Origin of the sequence: Pseudoalteromonas rubra (genome assembly GCF_000967655.1) — a bacterium.
In the GTDB taxonomy this organism is placed as follows: Bacteria; Pseudomonadota; Gammaproteobacteria; order Enterobacterales; family Alteromonadaceae; genus Pseudoalteromonas; species Pseudoalteromonas rubra_A.
Window position 1 is genome coordinate 1 of the sequence record NZ_JXYA01000071.1, and the last position, 20,836, is coordinate 20,836.

19 protein-coding genes and 1 tRNA gene are annotated in these 20,836 nt (G+C 50.7%); 16 read left to right on the forward strand and 4 right to left on the reverse strand.

Annotated elements, in window-relative coordinates:
* The first annotated feature begins 39 nt into the window (after positions 1-39).
* From TW77_RS22635 to TW77_RS22655, 5 genes are all read left to right on the forward strand, one after another.
* Positions 40-132 (forward strand) — tRNA-Ser (locus TW77_RS22635).
* Between the two features lie 485 nt (positions 133-617).
* Positions 618-1,076 carry an adenosylmethionine decarboxylase gene (gene speD / locus TW77_RS22640; RefSeq protein ID WP_046007238.1) on the forward strand — a complete coding sequence of 153 codons (459 nt, stop codon included), beginning with the start codon at positions 618-620 and terminating at the stop codon, positions 1,074-1,076.
* Positions 1,069-2,031 carry a polyamine aminopropyltransferase gene (speE, locus tag TW77_RS22645; RefSeq protein WP_052713321.1) on the forward strand — a complete coding sequence of 321 codons (963 nt, stop codon included), beginning with the start codon at positions 1,069-1,071 and terminating at the stop codon, positions 2,029-2,031. Before speD ends, speE begins: the two co-directional genes overlap by 8 nt.
* Positions 2,032-2,181: 150 nt before the next feature.
* Positions 2,182-3,978: an ABC transporter ATP-binding protein gene (locus TW77_RS22650; RefSeq protein WP_046007239.1), complete on the forward strand. Its 1,797-nt coding sequence runs from the start codon at positions 2,182-2,184 to the stop codon at positions 3,976-3,978.
* A gap of 414 nt (positions 3,979-4,392) precedes the next feature.
* Positions 4,393-5,865, forward strand: a complete 1,473-nt coding sequence (locus TW77_RS22655) for an FAD-binding protein (RefSeq protein WP_046007240.1) — start codon at positions 4,393-4,395, stop codon at positions 5,863-5,865.
* A gap of 117 nt (positions 5,866-5,982) precedes the next feature.
* Here TW77_RS22655 and TW77_RS22660 read toward each other — a convergent pair whose 3' ends face one another.
* Positions 5,983-6,540 carry a hypothetical protein gene (locus TW77_RS22660; protein WP_052713322.1) on the reverse strand — a complete coding sequence of 186 codons (558 nt, stop codon included), beginning with the start codon at positions 6,538-6,540 and terminating at the stop codon, positions 5,983-5,985.
* Positions 6,541-6,681: 141 nt separating this feature from the next.
* Here TW77_RS22660 and TW77_RS22665 point away from each other — a divergent pair, with 141 nt between their 5' ends.
* Both TW77_RS22665 and TW77_RS22670 read left to right on the forward strand, forming a co-directional pair.
* The gene (locus tag TW77_RS22665) at positions 6,682-7,551 is read left to right on the forward strand and encodes a LysR substrate-binding domain-containing protein (RefSeq protein WP_275041941.1); all 870 of its coding nucleotides are present in this window, start codon (positions 6,682-6,684) and stop codon (positions 7,549-7,551) included.
* Positions 7,552-7,752: 201 nt separating this feature from the next.
* Positions 7,753-8,514: an MBL fold metallo-hydrolase gene (locus tag TW77_RS22670; RefSeq protein WP_046007242.1), complete on the forward strand. Its 762-nt coding sequence runs from the start codon at positions 7,753-7,755 to the stop codon at positions 8,512-8,514.
* Here TW77_RS22670 and TW77_RS22675 read toward each other — a convergent pair.
* Together TW77_RS22675 and TW77_RS22680 are read right to left on the reverse strand one after the other, a co-directional pair.
* Complete coding sequence (locus tag TW77_RS22675) at positions 8,506-9,621, reverse strand: aminotransferase class V-fold PLP-dependent enzyme (protein WP_046007243.1); 1,116 nt, start codon at positions 9,619-9,621, stop codon at positions 8,506-8,508. The two genes, TW77_RS22670 and TW77_RS22675, sit on opposite strands and share 9 nt — an antisense overlap.
* On the reverse strand, positions 9,621-10,802 hold the full coding sequence (locus TW77_RS22680; RefSeq protein ID WP_046007244.1) for a PrnB family protein: 1,182 nt from the start codon (positions 10,800-10,802) through the stop codon (positions 9,621-9,623). Before TW77_RS22680 ends, TW77_RS22675 begins: the two co-directional genes overlap by 1 nt.
* 133 nt (positions 10,803-10,935) lie before the next feature.
* Here TW77_RS22680 and TW77_RS22685 point away from each other — a divergent pair, with 133 nt between their 5' ends.
* The 4 genes from TW77_RS22685 to TW77_RS22700 are packed head-to-tail and all read left to right on the forward strand — an operon-like array spanning position 10,936 to position 16,560.
* Complete coding sequence (locus TW77_RS22685; protein ID WP_046007245.1) at positions 10,936-11,397, forward strand: Lrp/AsnC family transcriptional regulator; 462 nt, start codon at positions 10,936-10,938, stop codon at positions 11,395-11,397.
* Between the two features lie 19 nt (positions 11,398-11,416).
* Positions 11,417-14,137: an ATP-binding protein gene (locus tag TW77_RS22690; RefSeq protein ID WP_046007246.1), complete on the forward strand. Its 2,721-nt coding sequence runs from the start codon at positions 11,417-11,419 to the stop codon at positions 14,135-14,137.
* A complete protein-coding gene (locus TW77_RS22695; RefSeq protein WP_082079020.1) occupies positions 14,110-15,429 on the forward strand; it encodes an alpha/beta hydrolase in 1,320 nt (439 codons plus the stop codon). Before TW77_RS22690 ends, TW77_RS22695 begins: the two co-directional genes overlap by 28 nt.
* Before the next feature lie 3 nt (positions 15,430-15,432).
* Positions 15,433-16,560: a GNAT family N-acetyltransferase gene (locus TW77_RS22700; RefSeq protein WP_046007248.1), complete on the forward strand. Its 1,128-nt coding sequence runs from the start codon at positions 15,433-15,435 to the stop codon at positions 16,558-16,560.
* Here the strand turns inward: TW77_RS22700 and TW77_RS22705 are convergent.
* Positions 16,537-17,130, reverse strand: coding sequence for a DUF938 domain-containing protein (locus tag TW77_RS22705; RefSeq protein ID WP_046007249.1), 594 nt, complete (start codon positions 17,128-17,130; stop codon positions 16,537-16,539). The two genes, TW77_RS22700 and TW77_RS22705, sit on opposite strands and share 24 nt — an antisense overlap.
* A gap of 174 nt (positions 17,131-17,304) precedes the next feature.
* Between TW77_RS22705 and TW77_RS25315 the strand changes: the two genes are divergently transcribed.
* From TW77_RS25315 to TW77_RS22725, 5 genes are all read left to right on the forward strand, one after another.
* On the forward strand, positions 17,305-17,481 hold the full coding sequence (locus tag TW77_RS25315) for a hypothetical protein (protein ID WP_156158744.1): 177 nt from the start codon (positions 17,305-17,307) through the stop codon (positions 17,479-17,481).
* A gap of 88 nt (positions 17,482-17,569) precedes the next feature.
* Positions 17,570-17,941, forward strand: coding sequence for a hypothetical protein (locus TW77_RS22710; RefSeq protein ID WP_046007250.1), 372 nt, complete (start codon positions 17,570-17,572; stop codon positions 17,939-17,941).
* 8 nt (positions 17,942-17,949) lie between these two features.
* Positions 17,950-19,326, forward strand: coding sequence for a class II fumarate hydratase (locus TW77_RS22715; protein ID WP_046007251.1), 1,377 nt, complete (start codon positions 17,950-17,952; stop codon positions 19,324-19,326).
* A gap of 90 nt (positions 19,327-19,416) precedes the next feature.
* Positions 19,417-19,986, forward strand: coding sequence for a hypothetical protein (locus TW77_RS24515; RefSeq protein WP_156158745.1), 570 nt, complete (start codon positions 19,417-19,419; stop codon positions 19,984-19,986).
* Between the two features lie 9 nt (positions 19,987-19,995).
* Positions 19,996-20,373 carry a hypothetical protein gene (locus TW77_RS22725; protein WP_046007252.1) on the forward strand — a complete coding sequence of 126 codons (378 nt, stop codon included), beginning with the start codon at positions 19,996-19,998 and terminating at the stop codon, positions 20,371-20,373.
* The last annotated feature ends 463 nt before the right edge of the window (positions 20,374-20,836 follow it).

The following is a 20,836-nucleotide window of genomic DNA, read 5'->3' on the forward strand; positions in this document are numbered from 1 at the left end:
CAAATCCCTATCTCTCCGCCATTTTTAAGTTTTTGCGCCGGAGAGGTGGCCGAGTGGCTGAAGGCGCTCCCCTGCTAAGGGAGTATAGGGTTTGTAGCCCTATCGAGGGTTCGAATCCCTCCTTCTCCGCCATTACTTTTAAGAGAACCGCCTATACGGCGGTTTTTTTATGCCCAAATTTTACCTCTTCACGAATGAGAAGGAGGGTGAGAACCCTCGACCAGGGTTCGACAATTTTGTCTGGAACAAAATTGAACGCACTTTAGTGCGGCCCGCAGGGCAAAATACAGGACGTATTTTGTCATCCCTCCTTCTTTGCCATTACTTTTAAGAGAGCCGTGACTCCTTTTTTCCCCGGACACCCACCACAAAAAGTAGCTACCCAGTCCCTGGTCACTCTCGTCACACAGCCACTCCACTGATCAGACTTATTTAAGCACCTATTACCCACTCCACACTCGTTGCACATTTCAGTGCTGGAATATCTGTATTCGAAAAAGGGGAATTCGGAGCGCGCCTATTTTCCCGTGTTACTGGTCAGTCGATTTTACCTGTACCAAAAAACACGAGCAGAGCGGGCGACCCGGGCACCTTGAGGACAGACATTGAGTAACAGCATGACGACACCCACAACACAGTCGGTTTACCCATTGGGCCAGCATATTATTGTCGACCTGTTTGATGCTTCTAACCTGATAGGTGAGGCGCACATTGAGAAGATGATGATTGAATGTGCCAACGCCGCAAACGCCACCATTTTGAAAACCCATTTACACCCATTTGAAACCAATGGCGGGGTGTCGGGCATGATCATTCTGGCCGAAAGCCATATTTCTATTCACACCTGGCCGGAGTACAACTTTGCTGCCATGGACATTTTTATGTGCGGTGACGCGCAGCCTGAACTGTGCCTGCCGGTGATAGAAGCGTGTTTTCAGCCCGGCCGAATGGTCATTAACACCCTCACCCGGGGCGGCTCTGTCAGTCGCACTGGAGCATTTCAGCCCCTGTTAGAAAACCAGTTACATGCACCCCTTATAACCGCACAACAACGGAGTATTCACGCACATGACTAAGATTAATTGGCATTACGAGCAAATGACAAGTGGCGTTCACATTGCACTTCGTTCAGAAAAAGATTTGGTCGACGTAGAAACCGAGTTCCAGGATGTCAGCATCTTCGAAACCCGTCACCTGGGCAAAGTAATGCGCATAGACGATGGTATTCAGGTCACCACCAAGGGTGAACACATTTATCATGAAATGATGGCGCATGTCCCAATCCTTTTCCACGGCAACATTAAAAATGTGCTGATAGTGGGTGGCGGAGACGGTGGCAGCGCCCGCGAAGTCTTAAAGCATAAGAGCGTCGAAAACGTCGTGATGGTGGATATTGATGAGCAAATCATTCAGTTAAGCCGCGAGTTTTTACCCGAAATCAATAACGGCGCATTTGATGACCCCAGATTTGTCTTGCGCATTGGGGATGGCGCGGAAATCATCTCTCAGTACAGTGATTGCTTTGATCTTATTATCCTGGATGCGGCAGATCCGGATGGCGGCGCATCAGAAACCCTGTTTACCCAATCTTTCTTTGGCAATTGCTTAACCGCACTGAAGACAAACGGGATTTTGGTCGCACAAGGTGGCACACCGTACTTTGAACCCTACATGATGCAGTCTATGGTGTCGCGTTTGACTCAGGCGTTTAACAACCCTGCGGGCATTTATATGGGCGGCTGTTACGACTACTTTGGCGGCTCTCATGCGTTTATCTGGGCAACACGCAGTGGCACCATAGACACGCTATCGCTTGATGAGCTGGAATCACGCTTTACCCAGGCCGACATTCACACTAAATACTACTCACCTGAGGCCCACTTTGGTGCCTTCTTCTTGTCAAAAGACATGCGGGATTATGTCAATCAGGCTGTGAAGTGTGAAAACGTGGATGAGCTGTCGATGCCAGAGGCCGGTGACTGGGATGACTACACCCCGGCCACCTCCAATCAGAGTGATGAAGACGAATAAGCCTTTCTCCTGCATGACATAAAGGTAAATTACCATCACACTCAGAGCCACTGTCACGACACTTTGTCATCGTGCCAGTGGCTTATTTGGTCCAGGTTCCGGCAACACAGCCAGAGCAAAACCCGATCCGCCCAGGTGCCACACAACACAATGAAATCATTATTTAAGCTATTTGAGAGATTAGGCCACAAAGACACCTTTGACAGCCAGTTAACACCAGCAGAGCACAACCTGCCGTTTATTCGCCAGTGCGCCAAAGAGTTCTCTGGCTGGGTAGCCATCGCCTTTGTTATTTCTTTGCTGGGTGGCCTGTTACAGATAGTGACGTTCGACTTTTTAGGCGACTTAGTCGACTGGCTGGATAGCGCAAGCGACAGCGTACAGCTCAATGACAAAGGCCACACGCTGGCCCTCGTTGCAGTTGCCATCGCCGTGGTGATCCCCACCATCACCCTGATTAAAAACCTGGTGTTTCATCAGTTGCTCGGACCCAACCTGCAAAAAAATACCATTATAAAATTGTATCGTACCCTGATTGCCTCTCCTGCCAGTTACCACGAAGAAGATGATCCTGGCTCAACCGCCATTGTTATTGTCGATACCTCAGAGGCTATCATCGATGTGGTATTGCAGTTTTGTGGGTTTGCCGGATTTTTGCTCGCGTTTCTGGGCGCTCTGCTGTTTTACGTGGGCAACATTGACGGCTGGCTGGCACTGCCTTTCCTTATCTGGACCGGCCTGTTTTTGGCTATGTTGCTGGGGCAATGGATCCCCAAAGCCAAAACCACCAACCGACTCGAAGCAGAAAGTTGCGCGCAGATCACCGGGAAGTTTACCGAGCGCTTTGCGCGTATCCGCACCGTAAAAATGCTCTCCAACGCCGACTATGAACAGCAGTTTGCCGAGAAATGGGCCACCCGACACCGCAGAGTAGTGGCGAAGGAATTCCGCGTATTCTCAAATTTTGCCTCTGTGGTTGGCCTGCTCAATGGTCTGTTAGTGGTCGGTACGGGCGCATTGTGTTTGCAGCTGTGGATGCAAGGCAGTATCTCCATTGGTGAGTTTTCTATGGTGCTTGTCCTGGTGTACCGGGTGATCTCGCTGTCGGAGTGGTGCCAGGACGAGTTTGACGCCTTCTTTGTCTCCTGGGGTCAGGTTACCGTGGGCAGAGAGGTGGTCAACGAGTTTCTGGAAGATGTAGAACCTATTGAAGACGAAGGCAACTTTAATGTCGCGAACGGCAAAATCACCTTTAAACAGGTGGAGTTTGGCTATGAGAACAAAGCGCCACTGTTCACCGATCTGTCTTTAAAAATCAAAGCCGGTGAAAAAGTCGGGATCATCGGCCCTTCCGGTGCGGGTAAGTCCTCGCTGCTGAATATGCTTACCGGCATTGACGAAATTGAAGCGGGCGCGATTTATATTGATGGTAAAAACATCGAAGACTACTCAACAGACAAAGTATGCGGTGAGATTAGTTTTTTAAACCAGGATATCGGCCTGTTTAATCAAAGCATTTATGAGAATGTGGCGTTTGGTTTGAATAACGTCAGCCGGGAGGCTGTGAAACAAGCCCTGGCACGGGCCAATGCCCTGACGTTTGTAGAAAACTACAGTGACGCCCGGGGTCGCACTGGCTTATCGGCCTTTATTGGTGAAAATGGCGGACAACTGTCGGGTGGCCAACGACAGCGCCTGGCACTGGCCAGAGCGATACTCAGAGATAAAAAAATCCTCTTACTAGACGAAGCAACCAGCGCCCTGGACCCGGTGCTTAAGGCTGAGTTTATCGCGTCTCTCAAAACACTGATGAAGGGCAAAACCGTGATTTCGGTTGCGCACTCTTATGACGTGCTCGCTATGATGGACCGCATTATTGAAATTAAAGACGGTAAAATCGTGCGCGAAGGGAAACCTGAAGACATCATTGCACCTGTGCCTTCGTAAGATTAACAAAGTACCGCCAAAGCCAGATGCAGAGCATGAGGCTTTGGCACAGGCGCACAGATAAAAGCCGCCGGCCAATTTTCTATTCCCTTCTCTGCCCTCTTAAAGTTAAAAACTTGTGAAATTTATGTTTATATTGCTATGATGGCATTGTGGCTAACGGCTGCAATTAAGCCTGCAAATCACAAGCTGTAAGGCGAATGTCCTGGGCTACTGGGCTTGCCTGAATTCAGACATTGTATTGTGGTTGGCAAATTAACAACCAACGTGCCATGCGATCGCTCGTAATCAGGCAAGTTTAATGTGAACACCGGGCAGGTGAGCTAAACGCGAGTCAGTATTCAGTGTGTCATGCCCAGTGCCAAATCGGATTTTTACGCTTACTGCTTTACGTCAGTAATATAAGGAGGATGTATGACTAACAAATCGTCTCGCAGAGACTTTATGAAAAAAATAGGCATAGGTAGCCTGATTGTTGGATTTAACCTGCAAAGCCAAAGCTGGGCAACCGAAGCTGATTTACTCAATGCGCCTCCTGAGGTGTTTGCCGATAACTTTCCGGTGTTTGAAGGCGAGCTGATCACCGATGAAACCAGCCTGAGCGAAGCCGCCGATGATTTTGGCCATATTCATCGCTATGTGTCCCGGGCAATCTTAAAGCCTGCTGTTTATCAAGACATTATCAAAATGGTGAAGTTTGCGAATCAGCATAACTTAACCATTGCGGTCAAAGGACAAGGCTATTCAACCAATGGGGAAACGCAAACCCAGGGTGGCGTGGTCATTGATATGGTGTCATTAGCGGATATCTCTGAGGTGAATGATCAGCAAGTAGTCGCCCAGGCTGGCGCACGCTGGATTGATTTGCTGACCAAAACGGTGCCGCACAATCTGGGTTTGCCAATCGTGACTGATTTTATCGACTTAAGCGTCGGCGGCACCCTGGCCGTTGGCGGCCTCGGCGCGCAATCATACAAACATGGCTGCATGGCCGACAATATCTGCCACCTCAAAGTCATTACTGGTGACGGGCGTTTACTCACCTGTTCACCATACCAAAACAGCATGCTATTCCATTCAATGAAAGGCGGATTAGGTCAGCTGGGTATTATTGTAGAGGCTGGCTTTGAGCTGGAGCCAACTCCCAGCCAGGTCAGAGCCTATCAACTGGTTTATGATGACTTAACACATTACTTAAATGACAATCAGCGCCTGCTGGATGAAGGACTTTTTGATGGCGTACAGGGTGGCGCAGAGCCCGATCCCGGCGGCGGCTGGCGCTACGTTATGCAGCTGGCTAAGTACTTTGAACCCGACACCCCACCTGTGGATGCCGAGCTACTCGATGGCCTGAACTTTGTGTATGGAGAGGAGGTGATCCAGGACCTCCCTTACTTTACATTCCTCAACCGTTTAGCACCTGTGGTTGAGCAATTAAAAGCGGCCGGACTTTGGACACTGCCCCACCCTTGGTGCCCGCTGCTGATCCCCGCATCAAAAGCCCAGGCATTTATCGAGGATACCCTGGCAAACACGCCACCCAATGATGTCGCGGGCCCGGTATTAATGTCGATGCAACAGCGAGAGGCATTTGGCAGCTTGTTTTTCAGCGTGCCTGAAGAAGATAAGTTCGTGTATTTCTCATTGATGCGCACCGCCATTCCACCCACACCGGAGCGTGTTGAGCAGCTCACTCAGGCCAACAGAAGTATTTATGAAGCGGCGCGTGCGCTGGGCGGTTGCCAATACCCGGTGGGCGCCATCCCCATGAGTGCGAGAGACTGGAAGAAGCACTACCACAGGAAATGGTTTTTACTGAAGTTACTGAAAAACTGGTTCGATCCGAATAACCTGCTAGGCCCGATGAGAGGGATTTTTAAGCGATAGCTAACGCTCTCACCCTCGTGTCAGCGACAGGTTCACATTGAACCTGTCGCAACACCTGTCCACCAGCCAGGCGTGGATGTCCTTGCTCAATTTCATCGCGCATTTAAACTTTTAATATCAATCTGATAAATGCAAAATCTGCTCTGTAAAGGGATGTTGCTCTGATTCACTATCCCAGGTAACCGATAACACACACCAACGCCGGCCATCATTCAGCAGCTGAAAAGAGTTCACCCCTCTTGCATAAGGCGCTAACTCTGGAGAACGCCTGGATTCATAAACACTCAATACATTGGCCATATGACCAAATTTGAATACTTTCTGAGAGACCTCACGTTCAAAAAAGCCTTTATCTTTAAACAGGCGCTGATTTAAAGCGATAAACTGCTCAACACTGCCTGGCTGGGCAATCACGTCTTTCCCGTTATGAAAAACCGGTGTGATCATCGCCTTTGGAGAAAAAAGCTGTTTGAGAAGGTGCCAGTCCTTGGCTTCTCCCGGACGTCCTGAAACTATGTCATATAAAGTGGGTATCAGTGTTTCAATTTGTGCTGCCTGTTTTGGGTTATCGGCACCACAAAAATAGCTTGTTTCAGCATATGCACTTGTCGCAAACGTACACACCAGCGCTGCAATGAACCTATATTTCAATGTCCTTTTAGCCACGCTCTTCATTTGCTTCTCCTCTGTATCATTGCGCCTCTTAGCGCGTTACTAAAAACAGAGGTCAAACTAGCAATTACATTCTGGCCACACAATTGATATTCTTTACCCACCTATGAATAAAACTCACAGTTAACCATGGCCACACCTGTAATGCCTCCGCTCAAATCACTTTATATTTTTTCTGTTGCAGCCAGGCACTTGAATTTTTCCAGGGCGGCTGAAGAACTATGCATTACACCAAGCGCCGTAAGCCACCAGATAAAAAGACTCGAAGACTGGCTTGGCTGTAAGCTTTTTGAAAAGAGCGGAAAGCAACTGGTCATGACTCAAAAAGCGCAAAATTATGCTCTGCAAATTCGTCAGTCTTTTGAGCATATTCACAACGCCACTTGTGAAATTACGTCATATCAATCCGGACCTATTCAACTAGGAATAAGCAGCGCATTTGCCATGAAACGACTGATGCCGGCTCTGGAAAAATGGCAGCTGGCCAACCCTGAGATAGACCTCAGAGTTCGTATGCTTAACTGCGAAGATAAGCCCGAAGCGCTCGAGCTTGACGCTGTCGTTGCGAATCAAATTCATCACGTTTCTTACCAAAGCAAGTTTATCTGTCATGAAAGTTACCACCCTATGTGCAGCCCCTCTCTTGCCGAGCAAATTTCCGGCTTTCCTAACTTGGATGCTGCCAGCGATATTCCGCTTATTGATATTGAGGGCGTAAATATCTGGTCATTATGGCAACAAGACAAAAATATCTCTTTCCCTGAGGGCCAAACACATATTCTGTTCGGCCACACACTACTGCTGGTGCAGGCTGCTCTCTATGGCCAGGGTATTGCCATGTTAGAAAAGACCTTAGTTAAAAACGAACTTGAGTCAGGGGCACTCATATGCCTGGACGATGATGGCTTTATTCCACCACAAACAGCCTACTATTTTTCATGGCGTAAGAGTCGTCGAAACGACCCAGCACTCAAGAAACTTCAGTCATGGCTGGAGGAGTTGTTATTCGAATAACTGGATTGCCAGTGATGCGCTTCGACTCGCCTCACTGAGCTGTATAACTCACTCCCTGTCCACAAGATCTGCTGGCCAATTGCTTGCAGGTCAGATTGCAACAGCCACTTTAGCCTTCCCAGCCCAACCATAATTTCACCTTGCCTATCTGGTCAGATGTGTTACCTATATGGAATGAGTGCGTGCGAATACATTACCAACATGAAGATACATACAATCGAAGGCTATATTCAGAATATCTATCTGGTGGAATATCCGGATAAGTTGCTGCTACTGGATGGCTGCAGCCGCGCCGACGTGTCGCTGATCTGCCGTTTTATTAGCGATGAACTGCGCCGCCCGGTGCATCAGCTTAAGTTAATTGTGGTCACCCACATGCACCCGGATCATGCCGGGGGTGCCCATCTGTTACGAAAAATAAGCGGTGCGCACATCGCGACGGCCAATTGCCCGGGACAGTGGTACCGGGGCATAGACGGTGTGCTGATGCATTTATCCGACATCGCCCTGGCACTTTGGGTAGCGGGGCGTAAACGCAAAGCGCGTAAAAACCTCTGGTATGCGCGCACCTTAAAACCGGATGTTTATTTGCCCGACGGTGCAACCTTACCCGGCTTTGAAGACTGGCAGGCACTGCACACCCCCGGCCACACAGATCGGGATATCAGCCTCTATCATGCCGGGCGCAGCACAGTGTATATCGCCGATGTCATGGTACAGGTGCGCGGTAAGCTCATCCCGCCCTATCCGGTGTTTTATCCGCGTCTGTACCGGGCAACCCTACTTAAGCTTCAGCAACTGGCCCCCGCCACTGTGATGCTGGCGCACCACAGTGAAATAGCTTTTGCCGATATCGATTTTGAACAGCTGTTACAACTGGCGCCAAAGCAGCCCGTCACGCACTGGCGCTCAGTCAAAACCAAGACGAAAAAGGCACTGGGGCTGAGCCATAGCTCAGGCTGATAACGCCCTTTTAAATACCCGGATAAAGGCGTCGATGTCTGCTTGCGTATTGTATATATGGGGGGAAACCCGAATACCGAGCTTGCGCGCATCGACCGCAATGCCGGCCTCACGTAACGCCGCCAGTACCTTATCCTGCGCATTGCCCGCATTCAGGATGGCCGTCCCCGAGCAGCGCTGAGCATCGGTTGGCGCTATGTACCAGGGAGCCAGCTCAGCGCGCAGGCGTGCCAGCAGGTTCAGGTTATGCGTCCGCACTGTCTCAACACCAATCCGGGCGAAATACTCGATGCTGTGAGCGGCAAAGATATAAGCAGCCACGGACGGGGTGCCACCCCAGAACCTCAGCGCGCTGTGGTGTGGTGCAAAGTGGTGAATATCAAACTCCATGGGGTTTTGGTGGGAAAACCAGCCCACGTCTTTAGGCTGGCATTGGTCGAGTATGGCCGGATTCACCCAGATAAACCCGGCACCCGGTCCGCCACATAACCACTTTACGCACGAACCCAGTACACAATCCGCCGCACAGTCAGACAGGTCGATGGGGATCACGCCCGCAGCCTGAGCAACATCAATAATTACCCGACAGCCCTGGGCTTTTGCCAGGCGTGTTATGGCGTCAACGGGTGCCTGCTGGCCGGTATTTGAATACACCTGACTGACAAACACCCAGTCTATCTCACCACTGAGGTGCTGCTGCCAGACGCTTAAGTCTGACATATCCAGAGCCGCAGGGATAAAGTGTATCTCCACATCGGGCACCGCTTGTTGCAGTACAAACCCCATGCTGGGGAAGTCGCTTTCACTCATCAGCACCCGCACCGGTTGCTTACCCGTTTCCGGCAGGCTCATCACCCACTTAGTCAGGCCGCTGGAAAGGTTGCTTTGCGGACAAAAGTATTCGGCCTGACTGTTGAACAGTTGGGCCAAAGCCGCAGTGAAGCGCTGTATGCCATCGAGCCATTGGTACCAGGGCTCATGATTATCACCGGCCCAGGGATGAAAATAGCGCTGCATAAAATCCTGCTCGGCACTGGCCAGTGGCCGCCCTACCGAGTGACTGAGTAAGTAGTGGCCCTGAGGCAGCGAAAAGTCGACCTGGTTCATTAGAAGTCCTTAGCAATGCTGCGGCGCAGCGTGTTCAAATCATCAAAACGGGTAAACACATCGTCACGCTTTGCTGCTGCGCGCTTGTCGCGCAGCAGGGCCAGCTGGTTTAGCAGCACAGGTAAAGGCGGCCCGCTGGCGGTCACTTTATCCAGGTGCGCCGTGTTCATATCACCCGACGGCTTGGCAATGTACTTTTCCACCAGCTGATTATGGTGCTGAATAGCAGTATCGCCGTGCAGCTTACACACCTGCACAAATGCACTCACCGCTTCCTGATACCAGCCGCTGGCATGATGCTGGGGCGCAGCGGCTAAGAACGCATCCATCAGATTGGGCAGGCGCATGCACTCTCGCAGCGTAGCCTGATCCTCGGGCATCATATACAGGAACTTGTCCACCAGCATCTGAGCGTAGTTCACATCATTGGCCTGACACAAGCCCAGCAGCATATCAATCACGTTGATCCCGGCGAAATCGCCGGCATTAGCGCCCCGATAGACCTCCTTACCAACCCGATAAGGCTTATAATACGGGCGTACCACGTAAAAGAAAGCGTCGGTATCGAGCTGCTCAAACAGACACTGGTTAGAGCGGATCACATCGAGCAATGCTTCTTTGACCTGCATCAGCAGCACCGGGGTCATTGGATGTGAAATACCCAGAGGCTGGATCTTTAATAAACATTCCGCGGCACGTTTATAGGCCAAAATTGCCCGGGTGTTGTAGTCAATAAACAGCTGCTCAGCCGGATGGCTGGTGAAGCGTTTATAGACGCCGTTAATGGCCCGATTGTGAGTCGTCAGGTGTGCGGTGGCAAAGCGCGGTGTAACCCCTATCGACGCGCCAATATGCATGGCCAGTGCGGAAGCTTCTTTGAGCGGTGAGTATTGCTCGCGGCTGGGCTCGGTTAGCTCATGGCGGCGACACGCTGCCATATACAGACCCACGTTGCCGAGCAAGTCGAAGGCATTGTCGAACCCTTCATCGGTGTTGCCCTCTGACAGCAAAGCCTGAATATGTTGCTGGCCTTCGTTGAGTAATTGTTGTTTTATGTCGTCTTCGACACCCACGACATTGGCTTTATCCTGCTGCTGCCAGTAGGCAGTCTCCAGCTTGTCGTTGAGCGCCACAAAATCACTGCGGATCCAGTGATCGAATGCCTGTGTCAGCGTAGTCATAATTGCTCCCCAAATTCTAGAGCTTCAGGCTACCAAAAGCTGGGCGCTAAAATTTGCTAAAATTCATGTAAACGCTAGACTAGATTGGTAATAATTATAATCAAAAAACCATAAATTAGCAGAAATCACTACCATGGCGCACATTGATAACAAAGATCGCATCCTGCTCAGGGCCTTGCAACACAATGCCCGGCTCAGCAATGCCCAACTGGCGGAGCAAGCCAGCTTATCCGATACCCCTTGCCTTAGACGGGTTAAAAAGTTACAACAGGATGGCGTGATATTGGGTTACCATGCCACATTGGCACCGCAGTCACTGGGCTATACTGTACTGGTGTACGCCTTTATTCGACTGAGTGAAAACTCTGCGCAGGCCGCTACTCAGTTTGAAGCGGATGTAGAACAACTGCAACAGGTGCTCAGCTGCTCGGTGGTCTCTGGCGCACATGATTACTTACTTGAGATCATTGCCGAAGACTTACCCAGCTACGAGCATTTTGTAAAGCACCGGCTTGGTGCCATCGGCTGTATTGCAGGGATTGAGTCAACCATAGTTTTGAAGCAAACGTTTACCAAACGCCCCCTGCCAGTTTAACACAAAGGACAGGATCGATATGCAGTTCCAATTTCGCACAGTGTACCATCAGTGGACTGCTTACTTGCTCATGGCAGTGAGCTACTTTGCACTGGGAAAACTGCTCACCGCATTTGCCTTTCAGGATCAGGTCCTGCCCATCTGGCTACCTGCCGGCGTGGGTCTGGTAGGCGTATTGGTGTGGGGCTGGCGTTTTCTGCCCGGCTTATTTATGGCCTCCGCATTATTCAACTGGACCACTGCCCATGGCTATGTGTTTACTGATGCCACCCTGTCGCAGTTGCTACAGGTGTCGATTATCGCGCTGGGTGCCTGTTTTCAGGGACTGGCTGGCGGCTCTATCCTGCGGCTTTGGCTGGGCGACCCGCTGCGTATGCGCTCGCGCAAACATATCGCCTACTATATCTTTTTGGTCGGCATTGCGTGCAATCTGATCTCGGCCAATATCGGTGTCTTCTCACTGAGTCTGTTTAACCCCGACTATCAATTTAGTCATCACTGGCAAAACGTGGTGGCCTGGTGGCTGGGCGACAGTCTGGGCATACTGATCTTTACCCCGTTGCTACTGCTGATGCTCGATGCATGGGCTTTTAAACAACACAGCTATCACCGCAGCCGCAATGTATTTGCCACCAGCTTTGTGCTGTTTTTATCTGTGGTTCTGACCACTTACTTGTACAATCAAGGCAATATTCAGGCCGCCAAACGGGAAGCGCAAAGAGAGCTGAGACTGGTAGAAAATTTACTGTTGCAGCAGGTCAACCTCAGTATGCTGGCCGTGCAGGGCGTGGCCGCCAAGCTGCAGTCTCTGAGCGAGGTTAATGCGCAAGAGTTTCACCAAATTGCCGAGCAACAGCGTGTCCGCTATCCGTTTTTGCGGGCAATTTCCTGGAATGTCAGAGTCGCTCAAACGCAGGGCAACGCCCTGCAGGAGAAGTTTGATGCACTGTACAATGGCCGGGTTAAGCTCAAAGGATTGCCCCTGGCACCTGATGATCCTCTGGTGGTTGTGAACTATATTTCGCCACAGGCAGACAACTTCAGCGCACTGGGTTTTAATGTGTATTCGCGTGAGAACCGCAAACAGGCACTGGAAAACCCAGCCATTACGGTGCTGCCACAGGCTTCAGACATCATTGAGTTGGTCCAAAGCGATACGCCGATACCGGCCTATTTGTTATTCTCTCCGGTGTACCGCCGGAGCGCGGCCGACCCGCAGGCAGATATTCTCGGCTATGCCACAGCGGTGGTGCAAACCGATACCATACTGGGCTCAGTGCTTAAACGTTCGCAGGCGGGAAGTTACAATATTGCAGTCTATGATGGCAATGCCAACGCACCTTTCTACAGTAACCACCCTATCTCAGCCAATAGTGTACCAGCAGATAGTCTGTTTGAGACGCGCATTCAGTTTGGCGGTCAGGTCTGGCGCATCAAGCTGGAGCTCAGGGCCGATTTTGTGGCCAGCCTCAACCACCGTCAGACGGTGTTGCTGCTCCTGCTGCAGCTCAGCATTACTGCCCTGATCACCTTTATCGTATTACTAAACAACTATCAGCACTATGAACTCAACCATCTGGTAGAACAGCGTACTCAGTCGCTGCGCCAGGCAGTTGAAGATGCCGAGCGTGCCAATCAGGCAAAAAGCCGTTTTCTGGCTAATATGAGCCATGAGCTTCGTACCCCACTGAATGCTGTGGTGGGGTTTGCCTCTTTGATGAGAACCACTGACTCATTCGAAACGCTCCAGTCTTATGCCAGCCGCATTGATATGGCAGCAAAAACCTTACTGAACCTGGTGAACGATATTCTTGATATTGCCAAAATCGAATCCAATCACCTGGTCATTGAGCAGCACGACTTTAACCTGCAACACCTGCTTAGCCGCATAGACAGCCTGTTTGCCACCAGCGCCTCAGACAAAGGGTTACAGTGGCAACTTAATACCAATATCAGCAGCGCCTGTTGGATCAAGGCAGATGAACTGCGGATAGAGCAGATCCTGCTGAACCTGTGCAGTAATGCTGTGAAGTTTACCGACAGTGGCAAGGTCACTTTACATTGTGAAGCACTGCATGGAGACAGTGATTACCTGCTAACCTTCTCCATTATTGATACCGGCATTGGCATTGATGAACACAAACAGCAGCTCATTTTTGCCCCCTTTACACAGGCTGATGCTTCAACCTCGCGGCGCTTTGGCGGCACCGGCCTGGGCCTGGCTATCAGCAAGGAGCTGGTTGAACTCATGGCAGGAGAGCTGAGCGTACAAAGTGCGCCCGGCCAGGGCAGTACCTTTACCTTTTCACTGCGTTGCCCATTTGGCGACGCGCAGCTGGCACACACGGAAACACCCGATCACACCGTGCTTAAAGGCATGCAGGTGCTGGTTGCCGAAGATAACCCGGTCAATCAGCTGGTGATCAAGGCCATGCTTCAGTCCATTGATGTGGCGTTTGTACTGGTCAGTGATGGCCAGCAGGCAGTTGATGCCTGTGAGGAGCAAACCTTTGATCTGATCCTAATGGATTGCCAGATGCCATTGCTTGATGGCTATCAGGCCACCGCACTGCTGCGTAAACGTTTCAACACCCAGCAGCTGCCAATCATTGCTCTGACTGCCGACGTGATGCCCGAAGACAAGGCGTACGCACTGGCAGTCGGGTTTAACAGCCACCTTGCAAAACCACTGGAGCGCGATAAGCTGGTGCAATGCTTAACACAATACCGACCGTCATGATCAAAAAAGGATTATTCTTTTCTATTACGCTCGCGCTGTCACATTGGGCAGCTGCGTCAGTACAAGCACAATCATGCCAAAGCCTGGTGACAGATATTCCGCGCTATCAGGCCGACGCGCAGCAAGGCAGCTATCGCTTCGCCAATGAAGCCGGGCCTGCCGTGCTGGATATTCCCGAGGCGCAATCGTACTCCGCCTATATTCGCGCTACCCGGGAATTGATCTCTGCGCGAAATCCTAAAGCCATGCTCAACTGCGTGCTGGCAACCCGAGTCTCGTCACTGCTGCCAAGTAAAGCTACCCAAGTAGTGGACTATGTTGCTCCGTTTGAGTTAACGCATCCCAATAACCAAAAGGCCGTGTTACTGATCCATGGCCTGACAGACTCGCCTTTTACTTTTCATTCTCTGGCGGCCGATCTGCACGCACAGGGCTTTGATGTCAGAGCCATGCTCCTGCCCGGACACGGCACGGCGGCCAGCGATCTCAAAGAGGTGGATTACCGGGACTGGCAGCAACATGTGCGCTATGCCATTTCACGCACAGCCAGCGATTACAGCGAGTTTGCAGTATTGGGCTATTCGACCGGTGCCGCACTGGCAACCTCGGAAATTGCCAAACGCCGGCCAGATAACCTGGCAGCGCTGGCGCTGGTCGCGCCTGCAACACAAAGTCACAGCGAGGTGGCCTGGCTGGCCAAATGGCTGGACTGGGTGCCCTGGGTTGATTGGGTAGATAAAGGGGCTGATCTCGACTTGGCCAAGTATGAGTCATTTCCCTTACATGCGGTCACTCTGGTGGAGCAGGCCATGGCCGATATGCGCGCAGCCAGCTTACCGGCATCACTGCCCACAATGGTGATCGCCAGTGATGTAGATGCCACCATTGATAGTCAGGCCACCTATCAGCTGCTGTCGCGCTGGGCACAGGCACGCACAGCGCCGCTGGCACTGCGAGTTTATGCGCCAACCTCTATTGCCGCGCTCCCGGATTCAGTCAATGTCACTGAAGTCGCCACGCTGGATGGGGTGATTGATATGTCTCATATTGGTTTATTGAATCCGCCCGCGCACCCTTACTATGGTGCAATGGGGGTATTTCGTAACTGTGATGCCTACTTGGATGACACTGCGGCATTTACTGACTGCAAAACCACGAATAAACCCTATTTTGGTGAGCGCAGTGAAGCAAACCTGGCGCAGTATCGCCCCCTGGTTCGGGTGTCATTCAATCCGGATTATGACCCTATGCTCTCCCAGCTGGTTACGTTTTTACACAAGGCAATGCAATAACCTATGTATCAACATCGCTTTATTACCAGTCTTGCTGCGCTCACCGACAACGAGCGCGCAAGTTTGTCGGGCAAGTCCCCATTTAGCAGCCTTGAGTGGCTTGAAGCGCTGGAACTCAGTGGCTGTGTTGGCGACGAGACAGGCTGGCTACCGTATCACCTGAGCGTGTATGACAACGAGGTGTTGGTCGCGTTGCTGCCAGGCTATATCAAGCTTCATTCCTATGGCGAGTATGTGTTTGACTGGGCCTGGGCAGAAGCGTATGAGCGCCACCAGCTGGCTTACTACCCTAAGTGGATCTGCGCCATTCCTTTTACGCCCGTGGTCGGCAGTCGCATGTTATCCAGCCAGCCCGTGTCAGATCTCCTGTATGACTATGTCACAACTGCGCTGCATCAGGCGGCCGGACAACAGCGCTGGTCGGGGTGGCATATCAACTTCCCCGCGCACCGTGCAGGCTGGCAAGCCCAGTCGCTAATGGAGCGCCATGGTGTCCAGTTTCACTGGAAAAATCATGGCTATAGACAGTTTGATGACTTTCTGAATGCGATGACATCGCGCAAGCGCAAAGCCATTAAAAAAGAGCGAAAAGCGGTCGCCAGCCAGGCATTAACCATACGCTGGTATCAGGGCGCTGAGGTAGGTGATGGCATACTCCGGGCATTTTATCAGTGCTATGCTATTACCTATCAGAAACGTTCTGGGCATCAGGGTTATCTGAATGAAGCGTTCTTTCAGCGTATCTTCGACACTATGCCCAGTCAGGTTGCCATTGTGTGTGCGATGGAACACGACAAAATAGTCGCTGCCAGTCTATATTTGCACGATCAGGATACGCTGTACGGACGCTACTGGGGCGCCTTGCAAAGTCATGCCCATTTGCACTTTGAGTTGTGCTACTACCAGGGCATAGAGTATGCCATCCGCCATGGATTAGCCCGCTTTGATGCCGGCGCACAGGGAGAGCACAAGCTGGCGCGTGGTTTTGAGCCGGTCACTACCTACTCCTACCACCACATCAGCCACCCTGACTTTGCCTTAGCAATCAAAGACTATCTGGCTCGGGAGCAAGCCCATATGGCTGTTTATCGCAGCCAGTGTGAAGCTTCACTGCCGTTTAAAGATCAGTAACCGATTGTTCGCTGGCATCGTATTGTCTGCGTGTAACGTCAGCCCGGCGTTTTTTGCCAGCGCGCAGATCCACTCTATATCGCGGATCCCACTGTCGGGATCACGACTGCGCAAAAACGCATCAAATTCCTGGTTGCTGGCAGAGGTAAACTGACCATGGTAATTAAACGGGCCGTATATCATCAGGACTCCCTCGCTCGCCAGGTGCTGCTTAACCCCGGCAAAGAAAGCTTCAACTAATGCTGCAGACACTATATGCAAGGTGTTTGCTGTGTAGATTGCCGGGACCACGTTTACCGGCCAGGGCGTTGATGATAAGTCGAGCGTGAGTGGTGCTGGCAAATTAGCGGCTCCACTGTCTTCGCACCACATTAAGATCCCGGCATGATTAACTGCCAGATCACTGCACTGCCATTCTAAATGCGGGAGTGCCCTGGCAAAAAACGCAGCATGCTGCCCGGTGCCAGAACCCACTTCCAGCACCGATGCCACCTCACTGACATAGGGCCGTATTTTCTCCAGTATGGGGGATTTATTGTTTTCACACGCTTGTGAGAAAGGTTTATCCATAGCTAATGCACCTCGATGATCCAAGTTTGCGCCCTATTGAGGCAACCTTACCACCAAAAAGCAAGTCATTTGAGATTGCATATGGTTAAGCACATAAAAAATATACGCTTTTATCCTTGGTATAAAGCATGCATTGTCTATACTGAAATTTCGACACAACGCTTGGAGCACATTATGACAACTTCAGATCTTTCTCAAACCCCACTACAAAGCCGTGGTCTGATAGACACGGAAGCAGAACCAAATTTACTGGAAAGCGAGGACTACTGCCAGGAGGTTGCGAACATCCTGACCAGCCCAGAGCAGGAACGCGAAAAAACAGCCCAGCAATTTTTGCTCGGTTATAACTAATTCACCACAGTGAAATCAATTCAGACTTGCTAACCTCGCCCTTTGGTGTAATGATAATTATTATCGTTACACCAAAGGATACTTCACTATGCTAACACCACTTGCGCTTATCAATTTTAAGCCGCATCTCAATGCACACTGCACACGCCCACACCTGGATGCGCCACAGCAGGTTGCTGAGTTCATACGGACAGGCTGCGAGCTGGCCAAGTGGTACGAGCGACAATCCTGCACCTTGTTGCAAGAATTGTATCTCAGGCGGGTATTCTTTGAGTTACTTAATCACATTGCTGATCCCCTGGTTCATACCTGCATCAGACAACAATGCCTGGAGCAAATTTATAAACCACTGCTGGCCCTGAAACGCTATTACAAAGCCAGGCGTAAAGGGTTAAACAAGTTCTACCTGCTTGAGCGGGAAGCCAGGATCATCAGTCATGAATTTAATCCGTACAGCTAGGAGTTGTTATGAGCGAATTTCGTCAAGTTTCAGATAGCATGGGCGTGTTAGACGTACCAAAAGAGGCGCTGTACCAGGCGCAAACACAACGGGCGATCAATAATTTCCCCGTCAGTGGGCTGACATTACCAGGCAGCTTTATCCGTGCTCTGGCATATATCAAACAAGCGGCTGCGGAATCAAACCAAGAGCTGGGCCATTTACCACCGCACCAGGCTCAGGCAATTGTTAGCGCCTGTCAGCAGATCATTGATGGTAAGCACCAGGAGCAGTTTCCGGTCGACGTCTTCCAGACCGGCTCCGGCACCAGCTCGAACATGAACGCCAATGAGGTCATTGCTTCTTTGGCCAGCCAGCACAGTGGTGAAACAATTCACCCCAATGACCATGTAAATATGGGGCAAAGCTCCAATGATGTGATCCCCACCGCCATTCATGTAAGCAGCGCCATACTTGCCGTGTACGAGTTACTACCGGCACTGAAGCACTTGTCTCAGACAATAGAGCATAAAAGCAAGGAAGTGGGCCATCTGGTCAAAACCGGCCGCACGCATTTAATGGATGCCATGCCAGTGACCTTTGCGCAAACACTCAGTGGCTGGCAACATCAGGTCGATTCTGCCTGTGAGGGTATAGTTCATGCGCTGGAAAAGATCTACGAGCTGGGCCAGGGCGGGACGGCTGTAGGAACCGGTGTGAACGCCGATAAGCGCTTTGCCGCCACGTTTAATGGCTACCTGAGCAGCAATGTTGGGATCCGCTTTACGTCCAGTAAAAACTTCTTTTATAACATAGGGTCGCAAGACGCCATTGTGGCGCTGTCGGGCCAGCTGAAAACACTCGCCGTGGCTAATATGAAAATAGCCAATGACTTACGCTGGATGAATTCAGGCCCACTGGCCGGGTTGAGCGAAATAGAGCTACAGGCACTCCAACCCGGCTCGTCCATTATGCCTGGCAAGGTTAATCCGGTGATCCCGGAGGCAGCAGCTATGGTCAGCGCTCAGGTCATTGGTAATGATGCGACCATCACAGTGGCAGGCCAGTCAGGTAATTTTGAGCTCAATGTGATGTTACCTGTCATCGCTTACAATATCCTGCAAAGCATCGAGTTACTGGCCAATATGTCTCGTTTGCTGGCAGACAAAGCCATCGCGACCTTCAAGGTCAACGAAGCCAGCATACAACAGGCGCTAAAGCGCAATCCCATACTGGTAACGGCTCTGAATCCGGTGATCGGGTATGAGAAGGCTGCCTATATTGCCAAACAAGCTTATCAGCAGGGCCGCCCCATTATTGAAGTCGCGGCAGAGCATACAGACCTCAGTGAAGCTCAGTTACGCGAATTACTAGACCCGCAAAAACTCACGCTCGGCGGCCTGTAACCGAATCACGCGCCTGTTATTATGGCGCGTGACCTCTTGTATCTGAAGAAAAAGCGCGGCACACTGGATAAAAAATTAACAGGATCAGATATGAACGCGTTTAAACTCTCTCTTTGTAGTTTGTTATTCGTCGCAGGCTGTAGTGCTTCGCCCAATGACCCCAAAAATAGCGAGGAAACCGCAAACTCGCAGCCAAGTAGCACAGAAAGTCGTACTGTCGCGCCCGCCAAATTACAAACAAAAGCAGCGGTACGCCACGATGTTGGACATAGCAAACCTTCACCTGCAGACAAAGTACATAAAGCAGAGCCTGCTGCTCATCTGGACAAAGACGCCGTTACAGAAGCGGGTCTAAAAAACCAACGCGCCTATTTGAAGTTTATAACCAAAGACAAAGAGTGTGACACTACCACCCAGTGCCAGGTACTTCCCGTGGGTAGCCGTGCCTGTGGTGGCCCTTCAGACTATGTCATTTTCTCAATAAAAACAGCCGACCCCAACAAGGTCAAAGAACTGGCCGACCAGCTTACTCATGCTGAAGCGACCTATAATGCCAAGAATAAAATGATCAGCATCTGTCAGCACCTGGCCGTTCCCGCAACTCAGTGCGTAAACAATAAATGTGTTAAACTCGAGCATTCAAACCAGGCAACCTACTAGGGATTTTCGATGAAGTATCAGTGTTTGGCGCTTTTTTTACTGACAGGCTTACTCAGTGCTTGTAGTAGCACTCAGACTACACCACACAACCATGATGATAATAATCAGGCATTGTCGGAGTTAGTGGCAGATAAAGGGTGTGATGCGAGCTTTCAATGTAAAGTGATCGGGGTCGGTGAACGGCAAACCTGCGGCGGACCGAGTCAGTATGTTGTGTATTCGGTGCGCAATGTCGATGAAACTCAGGTCGAGCAAATGGCGATAGCCATTACGCAAAAAGAGCAAGCTATTAACCAGCAGACTCCACCCAGTGAAGTCTGCAAACAAGTACTGCCCATACAGGCTCTGTGTATCAATAGTGAATGCCAGGCAATTACACTGAAATAACCACTAGAACAACGCCTCTGTTTAGCTGCCAGAAAACCTGGCAGCCTGCCCTCTAAACTAGCCACTGACTAAGCAACGAAATGGGTATAATGAGCAAAGCACACAGACATGCCCGCCATACATACCTAATTTCAATCCGCTTCTTTACCCAATAACAATAGATAAACTTCACCAGATAGGTGGAAGCACAGCCAAACAAGGCAAAAATAATAAAGAGAACAATTAAATATAGAGACACAATCAGCTCAGAACCACGGCAACTAACGCTCATCATAACGGGTCATTGCGTACAGAGCAATGTAAGCGCTTCAGTGAAGCTCTGCCGTGCAAAGTACAATGACAGCGAGCAACGCGAGTACATTTACTTTGCGCAAGGTGAAATAAGCCATTTTAGAGAACGCAGACCTATTCCACCATCCAACCCAGCTTCAAGGATGAATAGACGTAAGCGTGCGGCGAACTA

Bases quoted from the DNA above. Each gene is read 5' to 3' on its own strand.
- speD (WP_046007238.1), top strand. From the start codon at position 618: ATGACGACACCCACAACACAGTCGGTTTACCCATTGGGCCAGCATATT.
- speE (WP_052713321.1), top strand. From the start codon at position 1,069: ATGACTAAGATTAATTGGCATTACGAGCAAATGACAAGTGGCGTTCAC.
- TW77_RS22650 (WP_046007239.1), top strand. From the start codon at position 2,182: ATGAAATCATTATTTAAGCTATTTGAGAGATTAGGCCACAAAGACACC.
- TW77_RS22655 (WP_046007240.1), top strand. From the start codon at position 4,393: ATGACTAACAAATCGTCTCGCAGAGACTTTATGAAAAAAATAGGCATA.
- TW77_RS22660 (WP_052713322.1), bottom strand. From the start codon at position 6,540: ATGAAGAGCGTGGCTAAAAGGACATTGAAATATAGGTTCATTGCAGCG.
- TW77_RS22665 (WP_275041941.1), top strand. From the start codon at position 6,682: ATGCCTCCGCTCAAATCACTTTATATTTTTTCTGTTGCAGCCAGGCAC.
- TW77_RS22670 (WP_046007242.1), top strand. From the start codon at position 7,753: ATGAAGATACATACAATCGAAGGCTATATTCAGAATATCTATCTGGTG.
- TW77_RS22675 (WP_046007243.1), bottom strand. From the start codon at position 9,621: ATGAACCAGGTCGACTTTTCGCTGCCTCAGGGCCACTACTTACTCAGT.
- TW77_RS22680 (WP_046007244.1), bottom strand. From the start codon at position 10,802: ATGACTACGCTGACACAGGCATTCGATCACTGGATCCGCAGTGATTTT.
- TW77_RS22685 (WP_046007245.1), top strand. From the start codon at position 10,936: ATGGCGCACATTGATAACAAAGATCGCATCCTGCTCAGGGCCTTGCAA.
- TW77_RS22690 (WP_046007246.1), top strand. From the start codon at position 11,417: ATGCAGTTCCAATTTCGCACAGTGTACCATCAGTGGACTGCTTACTTG.
- TW77_RS22695 (WP_082079020.1), top strand. From the start codon at position 14,110: ATGCTTAACACAATACCGACCGTCATGATCAAAAAAGGATTATTCTTT.
- TW77_RS22700 (WP_046007248.1), top strand. From the start codon at position 15,433: ATGTATCAACATCGCTTTATTACCAGTCTTGCTGCGCTCACCGACAAC.
- TW77_RS22705 (WP_046007249.1), bottom strand. From the start codon at position 17,130: ATGGATAAACCTTTCTCACAAGCGTGTGAAAACAATAAATCCCCCATA.
- TW77_RS25315 (WP_156158744.1), top strand. From the start codon at position 17,305: ATGACAACTTCAGATCTTTCTCAAACCCCACTACAAAGCCGTGGTCTG.
- TW77_RS22710 (WP_046007250.1), top strand. From the start codon at position 17,570: ATGCTAACACCACTTGCGCTTATCAATTTTAAGCCGCATCTCAATGCA.
- TW77_RS22715 (WP_046007251.1), top strand. From the start codon at position 17,950: ATGAGCGAATTTCGTCAAGTTTCAGATAGCATGGGCGTGTTAGACGTA.
- TW77_RS24515 (WP_156158745.1), top strand. From the start codon at position 19,417: ATGAACGCGTTTAAACTCTCTCTTTGTAGTTTGTTATTCGTCGCAGGC.
- TW77_RS22725 (WP_046007252.1), top strand. From the start codon at position 19,996: ATGAAGTATCAGTGTTTGGCGCTTTTTTTACTGACAGGCTTACTCAGT.